The sequence below is a fragment of the Paenibacillus sp. NPDC058174 genome (assembly GCF_042883865.1).
Taxonomy (GTDB): Bacteria; Bacillota; Bacilli; order Paenibacillales; family Paenibacillaceae; genus Pristimantibacillus.
The window spans coordinates 2,204,274-2,217,459 of sequence record NZ_JBHVUY010000001.1 but is presented as its reverse complement, the minus strand read 5'-3'; the positions used below and the strand labels follow the sequence as shown (position 1 = coordinate 2,217,459).

The 13,186-nt window shown below is 51.3% G+C and carries 11 protein-coding genes; 9 read left to right on the top strand and 2 right to left on the bottom strand.

Annotated features, from left to right (window positions below; all coding sequences use genetic code 11):
- Positions 1 to 54: 54 nt before the first annotated feature.
- Together pnpS and ACFVVF_RS09900 are read left to right on the top strand one after the other, a co-directional pair.
- Positions 55 to 1,830 (top strand): two-component system histidine kinase PnpS, encoded by a 1,776-nt coding sequence (gene pnpS / locus ACFVVF_RS09905; protein ID WP_387807809.1) that lies wholly within the window; start codon positions 55 to 57, stop codon positions 1,828 to 1,830.
- A 123-nt stretch (positions 1,831 to 1,953) separates the two neighbouring features.
- Positions 1,954 to 2,676 (top strand): response regulator transcription factor, encoded by a 723-nt coding sequence (locus ACFVVF_RS09900; RefSeq protein ID WP_387807806.1) that lies wholly within the window; start codon positions 1,954 to 1,956, stop codon positions 2,674 to 2,676.
- A gap of 33 nt (positions 2,677 to 2,709) precedes the next feature.
- Here ACFVVF_RS09900 and ACFVVF_RS09895 read toward each other — a convergent pair whose 3' ends face one another.
- Entirely contained in the window at positions 2,710 to 3,576 is an 867-nt protein-coding gene (locus ACFVVF_RS09895) for an AraC family transcriptional regulator (RefSeq protein WP_387807803.1), read from the bottom strand.
- 150 nt (positions 3,577 to 3,726) lie between these two features.
- On the opposite strand from ACFVVF_RS09895, the gene ACFVVF_RS09890 reads away from it, so the two are divergent.
- Positions 3,727 to 4,698: a 2-hydroxyacid dehydrogenase gene (locus ACFVVF_RS09890; protein ID WP_387807800.1), complete on the top strand. Its 972-nt coding sequence runs from the start codon at positions 3,727 to 3,729 to the stop codon at positions 4,696 to 4,698.
- 47 nt (positions 4,699 to 4,745) lie between these two features.
- On the opposite strand, the gene ACFVVF_RS09885 is transcribed toward ACFVVF_RS09890, so the two are convergent.
- A complete protein-coding gene (locus tag ACFVVF_RS09885; protein WP_387807797.1) occupies positions 4,746 to 5,573 on the bottom strand; it encodes an AraC family transcriptional regulator in 828 nt (275 codons plus the stop codon).
- Positions 5,574 to 5,715: 142 nt separating this feature from the next.
- Here ACFVVF_RS09885 and ACFVVF_RS09880 point away from each other — a divergent pair, with 142 nt between their 5' ends.
- The 6 genes from ACFVVF_RS09880 to pstB all read left to right on the top strand — a co-directional run bounded on the left by ACFVVF_RS09880 (position 5,716) and on the right by pstB (position 13,169).
- Complete coding sequence (locus ACFVVF_RS09880) at positions 5,716 to 7,782, top strand: beta-galactosidase (protein WP_387807794.1); 2,067 nt, start codon at positions 5,716 to 5,718, stop codon at positions 7,780 to 7,782.
- Between the two features lie 312 nt (positions 7,783 to 8,094).
- Entirely contained in the window at positions 8,095 to 9,324 is a 1,230-nt protein-coding gene (locus tag ACFVVF_RS09875; protein ID WP_387807792.1) for a methyl-accepting chemotaxis protein, read from the top strand.
- A 95-nt stretch (positions 9,325 to 9,419) separates the two neighbouring features.
- Entirely contained in the window at positions 9,420 to 10,403 is a 984-nt protein-coding gene (locus tag ACFVVF_RS09870; RefSeq protein WP_387807789.1) for a PstS family phosphate ABC transporter substrate-binding protein, read from the top strand.
- A 121-nt stretch (positions 10,404 to 10,524) separates the two neighbouring features.
- Positions 10,525 to 11,484 carry a phosphate ABC transporter permease subunit PstC gene (gene pstC / locus ACFVVF_RS09865; RefSeq protein WP_387807787.1) on the top strand — a complete coding sequence of 320 codons (960 nt, stop codon included), beginning with the start codon at positions 10,525 to 10,527 and terminating at the stop codon, positions 11,482 to 11,484.
- Between the two features lies 1 nt (position 11,485).
- Positions 11,486 to 12,364, top strand: a complete 879-nt coding sequence (gene pstA / locus ACFVVF_RS09860) for a phosphate ABC transporter permease PstA (RefSeq protein ID WP_387807784.1) — start codon at positions 11,486 to 11,488, stop codon at positions 12,362 to 12,364.
- A gap of 25 nt (positions 12,365 to 12,389) precedes the next feature.
- Positions 12,390 to 13,169: a phosphate ABC transporter ATP-binding protein PstB gene (gene pstB, locus ACFVVF_RS09855; protein WP_387807782.1), complete on the top strand. Its 780-nt coding sequence runs from the start codon at positions 12,390 to 12,392 to the stop codon at positions 13,167 to 13,169.
- Positions 13,170 to 13,186: the final 17 nt, after the last annotated feature.

Genomic DNA, 13,186 nt, shown 5'->3' with positions numbered 1-13,186 from the left:
GAGGTATGCCCTTATCTTTGTTACTACTCAACTAACAACAATGGAGTGAATGGAATGAACAGCTTCCGCAATCGGCTCACCTTTATCATGATTGCCATGATTGCCTTGTCGGTTACGGCAGCAGGGTTTATTATGGCGAAGACCTTCAAGGAAACGCATATCAGCACGCTGGAAGACAGCATGGTTCGCGAGATGCAAATTATTTTGGCGAAAATGGATTGGAAGGAGGGTGATCCGGCTTCGCTGATCCCCTATTTCTCTAATGAAGCCGCTATGCTGAAGAAATATACGGGAGAACGGGTTACTTTTATTTCCGGTGACGGTACGGTGCTCGGCGATTCCGATCATGCGGCGGAGACGATGGACAACCATATGAACCGTTCGGAGGTGCTTGAAGCGCATGCCAGCGGCATCGGCCGGGAAATCCGCTATAGCGATACGCTGAAGCAAAATTTGCTCTATGTAGCGATTGCTACCGATCCGACTAACCCGCAGTCCAGCGTGATCAGGCTGGCCGTAAGTCTGGCGGATGTGGAAGGAAGCATCTACCAGCTGTGGACTGTCCTTATCATCGGCCTGCTTATTTTATTCCTGGTGGCGGCCTTTATCAGCTATCGGATAGCGCTTAGCCTGACTCGTCCGCTGGAGCAAATTACACGGGTCGCAAAGCGGATTAAAAATATGGATTATGATGCGCGTGTCACCGTCAAAAATCAAGGTGAAATCGGCGAGCTCGGCAACGCGATCAACGCGATGGCCGAAAGCCTCGACGTGCAAATGACGCGTATTCGCGAGAACGAAAGCCAACTGGAGAGCGTGCTCGACAATATGATCAACGGCGTCGTCATGATCGACGAGACCGGACAGATTGTACTCATTAGCCGCCGCGCGGAAGAAATTCTCGGCTTCTCGTCCAAGGAGCTTGTCGGCCGCAATTTTGCAGAAGCGAAGCAGCAGTACGAGCTCTCGCAGATGATTCATGAGGGACTTGCCGTGCGCGAGCATATCCGCGAGGAGATCAATTTCTACTTCCCTGAGGAGCGGCTGCTGGAGCTTAACCTCGTGCCGATCTATCATGAGGGCAATGAGTTCGGCGGCGTGCTGCTTGTGCTGCAGGACGTAACGGCTATTCGCAGGCTGGAGCGGATTCGCAGCGAATTTGTAGCGAACGTCTCGCATGAGCTGAAGACGCCGATCGCAGCGGTTAAGGGCTTTGCGGAGACGCTGCTTGGCGGCGCGGTGAAGGACGAGGAGACGACGAGATCCTTCCTGCAAATTATTTTTGACGAAAGCGACCGGTTGAACCGGCTTATCGGTGATATTTTGGAGCTGTCGAAGATCGAATCCAGGCGGGTGCCGCTTTATTTTTCCCCGGTAGAAGTGGATTCGTTCGTCCAGAAGACGGTCACGCTCATGGAGACAGAGGCGGCCAAAAAATCAATCCGGCTCGACGTTCAAGCCGAAGGCGGTCTTTATGTAGAGGCCGACGAGGACCGGCTACGGCAAATTATGATGAATTTGCTGGCGAACGGCATAAACTATACGCCTGAGGGCGGTAAAGTAACGCTGTCCGTGGAAGGCATCGATGAGGATCATATTCGGATTAAAATTACGGATACCGGCATCGGCATTCCGAAGAAGGATCTGCCGCGTATCTTCGAACGTTTTTACCGGGTGGATAAGGCCCGTTCACGCAGTTCAGGCGGTACAGGCCTTGGACTTTCGATCGTCAAGCATTTAGTCGAGCTTCATAAGGGAACCATATCCGTAACGAGTACAGTAGGGGCCGGTTCGACATTTATTATCGAGCTTCCTGTGCTTCAACAGTAGCCTATCGCGCCTGAAGCTTGTACGGCTTCAGGCGGGTGGTCCTGATTTCCGTTACCCTTTTATTAAGATTTCGTGTTAATATTAAGTTGTCTTTACATTCTCCAAGTTGGAGGTTTCCGTAATATGTCGTATAAAGTACTCGTAATCGAAGACGAACCGACATTGGCGAGGCTGCTTTCTTACAATTTAACGCAAGAGGGCTATGCCACGACCGTCATCGATCATGGAGCTGAAGGGCTGCAGACTGCCCTGCAACGCAGTTTTGATCTGATTATTCTGGATATCATGCTTCCCGGTCTGAACGGCTTTGAGATACTGAACCGGCTCCGCCAGAACGGCGTCAAAACACCGGTCATTATCTTGACAGCACGCAACGCAGAGGAAGAGGTCGTACAAGGGCTCAAGCATGGCGCGGATGATTACATTACGAAGCCGTTTGGCGTAGCTGAGCTGCTGGCCCGTGTATCCGCCGTCCTTCGCCGTACTCAGCAAGAGGACAGCCTGCCGATTGAATCGACGGACAAAGTCATCAGCGCTGGCGACTTGTCGATTTATCCGGAGAAATATGAGGTTATTCTTAACGGAGATACTGTGCCGCTTCGTCCGAAGGAATTCGAGGTGCTTCTCTATCTGGTGCAGCGTCCGGGCATGGTCATTACAAGGGATGATTTGATGAACGTCGTCTGGGGCTTTGACTATATCGGCGGACAGCGTACAGTAGACGTCCACGTCAGCTCGCTGCGCAAGAAGCTGGAGCTCGGCCAGCAATCGGTGCAAATCGAATCGATCCGAGGCGTTGGTTACAAGCTCGTTATGCCAAAAAAACTCGTCACACCCAAAGTATAAGGGGAGACGAGTTTTTTGTTTGTCAGAGGCGATTTACTGCCGGTTCCACTCCAGCATTTTACGCTGAAACTGTTTGGGCGAGCAATCATTATGCTTTTTGAACATTTTGTAAAAATGCGCCATATTCGGCATCCCGATTCGTTCACCCACATCGGAAATGCTTAGGTCCTTCGTCAGCAGCAGACGCTCTGCCCATTTGATTTTGCGGTAGTTGACATATTCAGTGAACGACATGCCGATCGTTTTTTTGAAAAACTTAACGAAATAGTAGTAGCTCATATTGGCGATCTTGCACACTTCCTCGACCTGAATCCGGTCATGCAGCCGGTCTTCCACATAATCGAGGACAGGCTTGAGCCGGGCCCGGTCGAAGGCATCCTGCTCGGCGAGCACCTTCCGGTTATCGTTGCGGAGAAGGAGCAGCAGGATTTGGCGGATCAGCATGCTGACTGCAAGCTCATAGCCAATATCTTTGCGTGAAGCCTCATCCAGCAGCTGGCGGATGCAATCTCCAACCTCTTGCTTGACCGCTGCATTTTCTTGAAAAATATAATTGGCTTCGCTGAGCGGATTTTCCGTCTCGGAGAAGAATCGCATATAGGGAATCGTGCTATGGTCGAAGAATGGCTCCAAATCGAATTGCAGCACAATATAGTCGAGCTGAGTTAAAGTCCGGTCGCGATGCAGCTGCGAGGCGCCAACGATGACGACGTCGCCGGACTGCAGGTGGAAAATTTTCTCCTCGACGTAGAAGTCGAGCTTCCCTTTGGCAATATAGAGCAGCTCCAGCTGCTTGTGGTAATGCCAGTTTGTCGAAAGATGCTGATTGCGGTTCGTCTGGAAAATCCTTAAAGAGAGCAAGGGATTCTCGTAGACGACTTTTTCGTTGAAAGCTTGCATGAAAAGAATCCTCCCGTTCTTTATGTACGTGATTTTCGCCAGCAAAGCGCTTCTCTCATTGTAGTGGGCTTTTACGCAACGCGCAACAGAGGGTTAGCGATAGGTGACATATGCTTGTATAATATAGGAAACCATAAGGAGGCGTTGAACATGAAACCGAAAGTGTACATAGCCAGCAGAGTGCCTAATGAGGTAAAAGCGTATTTGGACGAGCATTGCGATTGCGAGATGTGGCAGGGTGAAGAAGCAATTACTGGAGCTCAGCTGGCTGAACGGCTGACGGAAGCGGAAGGCTTGCTTGTCTCTGGCAATGCGATCAGCAGCAGGCTGCTCGGCTCCGCACCGAAGCTGCGTGTCGTCAGCAACGTATCAGTAGGCTACAACAATAATGATCTTGATGCGATGAGAAGCCGCGGCATTATCGGTACGCATACGCCTTATGTATTGGATGACACCGTCGCCGATCTCACCCTTGCCCTTATGCTTGCCTCGGCAAGAAGAGTAACAGAGCTGCACAATCTGGTGCGTTCGGGCGGCTGGCAGCGGGGAATGGGCGAAGGCTTGTTCGGCGTCGATGTTCATCATGCGAAGCTCGGCATTATCGGAATGGGCCGAATCGGCGAAGCGATCGTCAAGCGGGCCAAATTCGGCTTCGATATGGACGTTGCTTATTATAACCGCAATCGCAAGCCGGATGCGGAGGAGCGGTTTGGGTTACGCTATTTGCAAATGAACGAGCTGCTGGCCGAGTCGGATTTTGTTGTGCTGATGACACCGCTGACGCCTGAGACGAAGCGGATGATTGGCGCGGAGCAATTCCGCCTAATGAAGCCTGGCGCTATCTTCATTAATGTATCCCGCGGAGACACGGTGGATGAGGCGGCGCTTATCGAGGCGCTTCAGAACGGAACGATACGTGCAGCCGGTCTTGATGTATACGAGATGGAGCCGGTCAGCCCGGAGAACCCTCTGCTGAAGCTCGACAATGTCGTGACATTGCCGCATATCGGCTCAGCAACCGCTCAGACCCGCTCGAATATGGCGATGGTAGCCGCCCGCAATATGGTGGATGCCTTATACGGCCGGGAACCGCAATACGTCATTCCTGAATTGAAAGCATAGCTGCTTATTGAATGGTTGATTTATTGATTTATTGAATGATAATCGTATTACCGGATCCCGTACAATTTGCGGAATTGCTCCGGGCTTAACCCTTCTATCTTGCGGAAAACAGAGCTGAAATAGCTGGCGCTGTCGAAGCCGACCTTGGCTGCGATATCGCCGGTCTTCATGCCGCTTTCGCGGAACATAATTTCCTTGCTGCGGTTGATCCGCTGGCGGTTGACGTATTCCATCGGCCGCATATGCATCGTCTTCTTGAACAGCAGGCATAGATATTGCGGTGTGACGTCTATGCATTTCGCCAGATCGGCGATTGTAATGACCCCTGCAATATGGCTTTCAATATAGTGCATAACCGGGCTCAGCTTAACGAGGCTTCTCTCCGGGGAGTGGGAGCCGGTGAGCACCACCTTCATTAAATCCAGCAGCAAAGCGTACACAAGCTTGGAGCATTCCAGTCCAGGCGAGGCTTGTCCCGACTGCGTCAAATTATAAATATGGTCGATCTGCGATACGATCGCCTCCTGCTCATCGGTAGCAAAGACGCCGGATTGCATAATGCCGGCCTGCCGGAGCAGCGGCTCGGCGAGACTGCCGTTGAAGCCTAAGAAGTGGACGTCCCATGGCTCGCGAACGGCATAATATTTATTCGGAACATCGGGGAATAGGCAGAATGCCTGTCCTGCCTTGACCGTATAGCGCTCGCTGCCGATAAACAGCTCGCCTTCGCCCGACGTCACCTGCAGCCATTGATAATCCGGGAAGCCCTCCGGACGGTCAATACGCTCCTGATTGTCCCAATGTCCGACCGTCGTCGTATAGACGGGAAGAAACCGGTCGGCTTCCGTCAGGGTTGGGAAGGAAATGGTATCCATGCTCATTCACCTCATATTCATATTTTGATAATGATGCGAAAATAATAGGATTTAGTTAGGGCCTTATCCATAATATAATCTTAATATCGTTATAATAAAAGCATTTTCACAATAACAATATATTATTGGAGGCTACTACAAGATGAGCAAAAAATTCCCCCCAATTAGTCCAAAAATCCCGGTTATGCTCCACGGTGCGGACTATAACCCTGATCAATGGCTGAATCATCCGGAAGTGCTGGAAGAAGATATCCGCCTGATGAAGCTGTCCAAGAGCAACGTTATGTCCATTGGCATCTTTGCTTGGTCGGCTCTGGAGCCGGAGGAAGGCGTATTTACGTTCGAGTGGATGGATCAATTGCTGGAGCGCTTCAAAGCGAACGGTATTTATGCCATGATGGCGACGCCAAGCGGCGCGCGTCCGGCTTGGCTGTCCCAGAAGTATCCTGAAGTGCTGCGCGTCGGACAAGACGGCATTCGCAATCTGCACGGCGGACGCCATAACCACTGCTTCACTTCGCCGGCTTACCGGGAAAGAATTACGATCATGAACCGGAAGCTGGCTGAGCGTTATGCGGATCATCCGAACGTTATCGGCTGGCATATCTCGAATGAAGTAAACGGCGAGTGTTTCTGTGATTTGTGTACAGAGGCTTTCCGCGGCTGGCTGAAAGAGAAATACGGCAGCCTTGAAGCGCTCAACGCAGCTTGGTGGACAACGTTCTGGAGCCACACATATACGGACTGGAATCAAATTGATGCGCCAACAGCCCGCGGTGAAAATGCCGTTCATGCGATGAACCTGGACTGGAAACGTTTCAGCACGCATCAAGCGACAGATTACTGCCGTGCGGAAATCGCGCCGCTTCGCGCTGTCAATCCAGACCTGCCTGTAACGACAAACTTAATGTACGATTACGAGCCGGTTGACTACTGGAAATTTGCCGAAGCTTTCGACTTCATCTCCTGGGATGCTTATCCGACTTGGCATGATGCGAAAGACGAAAGCGGCCTTGCTGCAGCTTATGCATTCAACCATGATTTCTTCCGTTCCGTGAAGGGCGGCAAGCCGTTCATGCTGATGGAAAGCACGCCAAGCACGACGAACTGGCAGCCGATCAGCAAGCTGAAGCGCCCGGGCATGCACTTGCTGTCTTCGCTGCAAGCTATTGCTCACGGCTCGGATACGGTTCAATATTTCCAATGGCGTAAAAGCCGCGGCTCCAGCGAGAAATTCCACGGAGCAGTTGTCGATCATGTGGGTAACGAACACACGCGCGTGTTTAGCGATGTGACGGATGTTGGCAATGCTTTGGAAAAGCTGAGCGAAGTTGTCGGCACTTCGGTACGTCCGCAAGTAGCGCTGATCAGCGATTGGGAAAACCGCTGGGCGATCAAGGATGCGCAAGGTCCGCGCAACAGCGGCATTCATTATGAAGAAACGATTCAAAGCCACTACCGTCCGTTCTGGGATCTCGGCATTCCGGTAGACATCATCAACTCCGAGAGCGACTTGGATTCCTACAAAGTGCTCGTAGCGCCAATGCTGTATATGGTTCGTGCCGGCGTAGGCGAGAAAATTGAGAAGTTCGTTGAAAACGGCGGCATCTTGATCACAACCTACTGGTCGGGCATCGTCGACGAGAATGATCTTACGTTCCTCGGCGGCTTCCCGGGCCCATTGCGCAAAACGCTGGGCATCTGGTCGGAGGAAATCGATTCGCTGTATGATGGCGAGACGAATCGCGTCGTAACAGCTCCAGGCAACGTGCTTGGCCTTAGCGGCGAGTATGAAGCGCATGAGCTTTGTGATCTGATCCATCTGGAAGGCGCAGAAGCACTGGCTCATTACGGCGACGATTTCTATGCAGGCCGTCCGGCGCTGACGGTTAACCGTTTTGGCAAAGGCAAAGCGTATTATGTAGCGTCCCGCAACAAAGAAGCTTTCAATACGGACTTCATCTCGGCAATTGCAGCGCAAGAAGGCATCGAGAAGGTGATCAACACGACTCTGCCTAGAGGCGTAACGGTTCAGCTTCGTACGGACGGCGAGCATGATTATGTATTTGTTCAGAACTATAACGGTGCTGAAGTTACGATTACGCTGGATGGCGACTCTTACGAGGACCTGCTGGAAGGCGGTCAAGCTCCTGTACAGCTTCCATTGCCGGCTTACGGCGTTCGCGTACTGAAGCGTACGGCACGTTAATTGAAACGAACGAAGAATCTATCCGGTTCAAAAATATAAGTAATGGCGGTGCTAGGGATATTGTCCCTAGCACCGCTTTTTTTGATTTTGGCTGATTGCAGCTTTTGAGCAATTAGCTATTCAAGTTTACTGTTTATTTACAAATCAGAAGTAAAGCTGTCGTTTTTTGTTAGACAAATAAGAGGTTCATAGAGAGGTGTCCATCGTTTAAACGGCTGGAACGCCTCTTTTTTGCGTAAATTAACATTCCGTTAACATTTCCAAGCATTGGAGTTGATGCTTTAGGCCTATATTGATGTCGAGAGTATTCGAATGAAGAAGGGTGGAACCATTCAGATGACGATATCTGTGCTGGACCTTCAAATGGAAGGCGTCTCGACAAGCGCCGACAACCAAGCCGCGGCAACCGGAGACAGACATGTGCAAGACATGAAGGCGAACACTGACCGGAAGCAAACGGCAGCGTCCTCTGTGAGAATTGCTGATTTCATCCGCGAAGCGCCGATTCTGCATGCGGATCAGAGCTGCAAAGAAATGATCGCGTCATTCAAGCGGAATGAGGAGAGCGAGTGTGCCATCATTTGCGGCGACGATGGGGCTCCGGTCGGGTTAATGATGAGAAACCAGTTTTTTATGCGGCTCAGCCACCGTTTTGGAGCCGATTTATTTTATGAGAAGCCGATAGCCGGGCTGATGGATGCATCTCCATTGATCGTGGATAGCGAGGATGAGCCTCAGCTGATCATCGATCAGGCGCTTAATCGGCATGACAGCCTGCTGTACAACTGCGTGATCGTTACTCATGACGGCAAGACGCTAGGCACGCTTACTGTAGCGGATATGCTGCGTATTTCCAGACAGCTGCAGCAGGAAGCGATAGATGGACAAGTGCAAATGATCCATGGCGTAGGCCAGCGGATTAAAGATATCGATTCAGCATTTACAGTCGTCCGCGAATCGTCCAAGCAAGGGGAAGCGACGTCGGCGGAGATGGTAGACATGACGTTAAGCGGGAAGAACGAGCTGGACAAAGTGACGGATGCCTTCCGCCGTATAGCAGACAATTCGAAGCAGCAGGAAGAGCAGATGAGCGGCCTTCAGGCGGAAGCCGGTTCGATAAGCCGTGTGTCCCGGCTTATTCGTGAGCTGGCAGAGCAAAGCAATCTGTTAGCTATTAACGCTTCTATTGAAGCGGCAAGAGCGGGCGAGCATGGCCGCGGATTCGCCGTCGTAGCCAGCGAGGTAATGAAGCTTGCTCAGGAAACGAAACGTTCGGCGGAAGAGATTACGGATTTGACCCGAACGATACTGGACGCTATCGGCCGTACGGCAGCGGTAGCCCATGAGGGCAAGGCGGAAGCTGCTGCAAGCGAAGTCTGTGTACAGGAAGCGGGACGTGTCTTTGCCGATCTGTTCCGGGCCGCCGCAGGCAGCAAGAACAGTTCCGAACAAATTGGCCAGCAGTCGGAGCAGGCGTATAGCCAGATGAAGAAAGTGTCGGAGGAAATCGACAAATTGCTGCAATCTTATTTTTTTACATGAAGTTTACAAAACAACAATACTCGATTAACAAACGGCTAGTAGGATAGAGTTCGTAGGGCAGATACAACAGAAGAAAGTTAAGAGGAGTGGTTGAGTTGTTTAAAGGTAATGGCTTCAAAGGGATCTTAATGTCGGGTATGGTAGCAGCTCTCGTATTTGCAGCAGCTTGCGGCAATGGCGGAACTGGTACAAATAACGGTAACAATAAAGGCGGTAATGAGCCTGCAGCTACAGAAGGCGCAACACTGTCTGGCGAAGTGAAAATCGACGGTTCCAGCACGGTGTTCCCGTTAACAGAAGCGGCAGCAGAAGAGTTCAACAAAGAACACCCTGGCGTACGCGTACCAGTTGGCGTATCGGGAACAGGCGGCGGCTTCAAGCAGTTCTGTGCAGGCGAGATCGCAATTGCAGACGCATCGCGTCCAATTAAAGACGAAGAAGCTGCTGCATGTAAAGCAGCAGGCATCGAGTACACAGACCTTTCGGTTGCCTATGACGGACTGTCCGTCGTTGTGAGCAAAGACAATGATTTCGTTGACCACCTGACAGTGGAAGAACTTAACAAAATCTTTACAACAGGCAGCACGGTACAGACTTGGAAAGACGTTCGTCCAGAATGGCCGGCTGAGAAGATCGTAATGTTCTCCCCTGGCGCTGACTCCGGCACTTATGACTACTTTAACGAAGCAATTCTTGAAAAAGCAGGCATCCGCAACGACAAGCAAATCAGCTTCAGCGAAGATGACAACACGCTTGTACAAGGCGTATCCGGCAGCAAAGGCGGCATCGGCTACTTCGGCTTCGCTTACTTCGAAGAGAACCAAGACAAGCTGAAGCTCGTTCCAATCGACAGCGGCAAAGGCCCAATCGCTCCTTCGCATGAAACGATCAAAGACGGCACTTATGCACCGCTGTCCCGTCCGCTCTTTATCTACATTAGCAAAAAAGAGCTTGAGCGTCCTGAAGTAGACGCATTCGCTAAATACTATATCAACAACATCGGACCTTTGGCAGACGAAGTCGGCTACATCGCTCTTCCAGATGAGCAGTATGCAACTGAAGCAGCTAAACTCCAATAAGATTCAATAAGATAACGAAGCAATCGCGACTCTTGGTGTGAAATGTGGTGTCTCGTGGGACATCACATTTTTCACGCCGCATATGTTAACGATTTGTAAAGGCAAGGAGAGGACGCCGAACATGCAGAGCGACACGCCGCAGGCAAACCGTAAGGTGCTGAACACTAGTACGTCCATAACAAGCCCGAATGCGTTCAAGAACAACCGGGTAAGCGTAATGAACAAAATGATGCCGATCATCCTGTTTCTATGCGCTTCCGTATCGATCTTAACGACAATTGGCATCGTTGTTACGCTTTTCTCAGAAACGATTCAGTTTTTTCAAAAAGTACCGATTCTTGAGTTTATATTCGGCACCAAATGGTCGCCGCTCATTACGCCAAAAAGCTTCGGTGTCCTTCCGCTGCTGAACGGCACGCTTATGATTACGCTCATCGCCTGTCTTGTAGCGATTCCGCTTGGACTTGCGAGTGCGATCTACTTATCGGAATATGCGCCGAAAAAAGTGCGCAGTGCCGTTAAGCCTGTGCTTGAAGTACTGGCCGGCGTTCCGACTATCGTCTACGGTTATTTCGCTCTGAGCTTCATTACCCCGCTGATCCGCGATATCTTTCCCGGAGCGGGCGTGTTCAACGCACTAAGCGCAGGTATTGTCGTCGGCATCATGATTATACCGATGGTCTGCTCGCTTAGTGAAGACGCCATGTCATCTGTTCCCCGCGCTTTGCGTGACGGGGCATACGCCCTTGGCGCAACGCGGCTTGAAGTCGCGCTCAAGATCGTCGTACCGGCTGCTTTCTCCGGTATTGTCGCATCCGCCGTTCTGGCTTTCTCCCGTGCAATCGGGGAGACGATGATCGTAACGGTAGCAGCAGGCGCAACGCCGACGCTGACAGGCAATCCGCTGGACAGCATTCAAACGATGACTGCTTATATCGTACAAGTCAGCCTGGGCGATACGCCGCATGGCACGGTGGAATACGGAACGATCTTTGCCGTCGGCATGACGCTGTTCGTAATCACATTCCTGCTCAATATTCTTGCCCAATACGTTGCAAGAAAATTCCGGGAGGAGTATTAAGATGAGCCCGATATTTCAAGACGCAAACCGCCAGCAAATCGCAAACCGCCGCCGCAAGGATGTCATTATTCACTTGCTGTTCATTGTGGCGACATCTATAGGTGTCTTAGCATTATGCGCATTAATCATTGATATTTTACTGGACGGCTTGTCCAGGCTGCAGCCGGATTTGTTCACGAACTTCCCTTCGCGGAAGGCAGCAGGCTCAGGCATGAAGTCGGCAATTGTCGGCTCTATCTATATGCTGATCATCATGCTTCCGGTATCTTTCGTTCTCGGGGTAGGCGCTGCAATCTACCTGGAGGAATATGCCGGGAAAAACCGCTTCACCCGTCTTATCCAATTGAACATCAGCACGCTGGCAGGCGTACCGTCTATCGTCTACGGTATTCTGGGTCTTACGCTGTTCGTCCGGCTGCTGGCGCTTGAGCGAAGCTTGCTGGCCGGGGCATTCACGATGACGCTGCTTGTGCTGCCGATTATTATCGTATCGGCTCAGGAAGCAATCCGGGCCGTGCCGAAATCGCGGCGTGACGCATCGTTCGCTCTTGGCGCGACAAAGTGGCAGACCGTATCGCGGTCGGTTATTCCATCGTCCATCTCTGGTATTCTGACAGGCGTTATTCTCGCCATGTCGCGTGCCATCGGAGAGACGGCGCCGCTGGTCATGATCGGCGCAATGACGTATATCAACTTCCTGCCGACAAGCTTGAAGGATTCGTTCACGGTTATGCCGATCCAGATCTACAACTGGATATCGAAGCCTCAGCTGGAGTTCAAGGAGCTTGCGGCAAGCGGCATTATCGTCTTACTGGCGCTGCTGCTCATTATGAACTTCTCAGCTATACTGCTTCGTAATAAATACCAGAAGAAATATTAATTCAACTCTTGGAGGAGATTGAGCCATGGCAACGGCAACGCAAGTGCAAGCACAGCCTTTAATCAGCATCGAGAAATTGAATCTGTTCTACGGAAGCTTTCATGCCCTGAAGGATGTATCGCTGACGATACCCGAGAAGGCGATTACCGCATTCATCGGCCCATCCGGCTGCGGCAAATCGACGCTGCTCCGTACGCTCAACCGGATGAACGACATGATTCCGGGAACGAGAATCGAAGGAAGCATCGCCATTGGCGGAACAGAGCTGTATTCCAATGAGGTTGATGTCGAGACTTTGCGCAAAAAGGTCGGAATGGTGTTCCAGCAGCCGAATCCTTTTCCCAAATCGATCTACGACAACATTGCCTACGGACCTCGCCTGCATGGCATCCGCAGCAAGCAGCAGCTCGATGAAATCGTCGAGACAAGCTTGAAATCGGCTGTACTTTGGGATGAAGTGAAGGATCACCTGAAGCGTTCGGCATTCAGTCTCTCCGGCGGCCAACAGCAGCGTCTGTGCATTGCGCGCGCGCTTGCCGTTAACCCGGACATCCTGCTGATGGACGAAGCAACATCCGCACTGGATCCAATCTCCACACTCAAAATCGAGGAGCTTGCGCAAGAGTTGAAAGACCGCTACACAATCGTCATGGTAACGCACAATATGCATCAAGCGGCGCGCGTCTCCAATCAAACGGTATTTTTCCTGAATGGTGAAGTAGTAGAATTCTCGGATACAGAGAAGCTGTTCTCGAACCCGACGGATCAACGTACGGAAGATTATATTAGCGGACGCTTCGGCTAAGCTTAGGGGGATATTGG

What these genes read in the sequence shown, in the direction of transcription:
- pnpS (WP_387807809.1), top strand. Translation starts at nt 55, where the DNA reads ATGAACAGCTTCCGCAATCGGCTCACCTTTATCATGATTGCCATGATT.
- pstC (WP_387807787.1), top strand. Translation starts at nt 10,525, where the DNA reads ATGCAGAGCGACACGCCGCAGGCAAACCGTAAGGTGCTGAACACTAGT.
- ACFVVF_RS09890 (WP_387807800.1), top strand. Translation starts at nt 3,727, where the DNA reads ATGAAACCGAAAGTGTACATAGCCAGCAGAGTGCCTAATGAGGTAAAA.
- ACFVVF_RS09885 (WP_387807797.1), bottom strand. Translation starts at nt 5,573, where the DNA reads ATGGATACCATTTCCTTCCCAACCCTGACGGAAGCCGACCGGTTTCTT.
- pstB (WP_387807782.1), top strand. Translation starts at nt 12,390, where the DNA reads ATGGCAACGGCAACGCAAGTGCAAGCACAGCCTTTAATCAGCATCGAG.
- ACFVVF_RS09900 (WP_387807806.1), top strand. Translation starts at nt 1,954, where the DNA reads ATGTCGTATAAAGTACTCGTAATCGAAGACGAACCGACATTGGCGAGG.
- ACFVVF_RS09895 (WP_387807803.1), bottom strand. Translation starts at nt 3,576, where the DNA reads ATGCAAGCTTTCAACGAAAAAGTCGTCTACGAGAATCCCTTGCTCTCT.
- ACFVVF_RS09875 (WP_387807792.1), top strand. Translation starts at nt 8,095, where the DNA reads ATGAAGAAGGGTGGAACCATTCAGATGACGATATCTGTGCTGGACCTT.
- pstA (WP_387807784.1), top strand. Translation starts at nt 11,486, where the DNA reads ATGAGCCCGATATTTCAAGACGCAAACCGCCAGCAAATCGCAAACCGC.
- ACFVVF_RS09880 (WP_387807794.1), top strand. Translation starts at nt 5,716, where the DNA reads ATGAGCAAAAAATTCCCCCCAATTAGTCCAAAAATCCCGGTTATGCTC.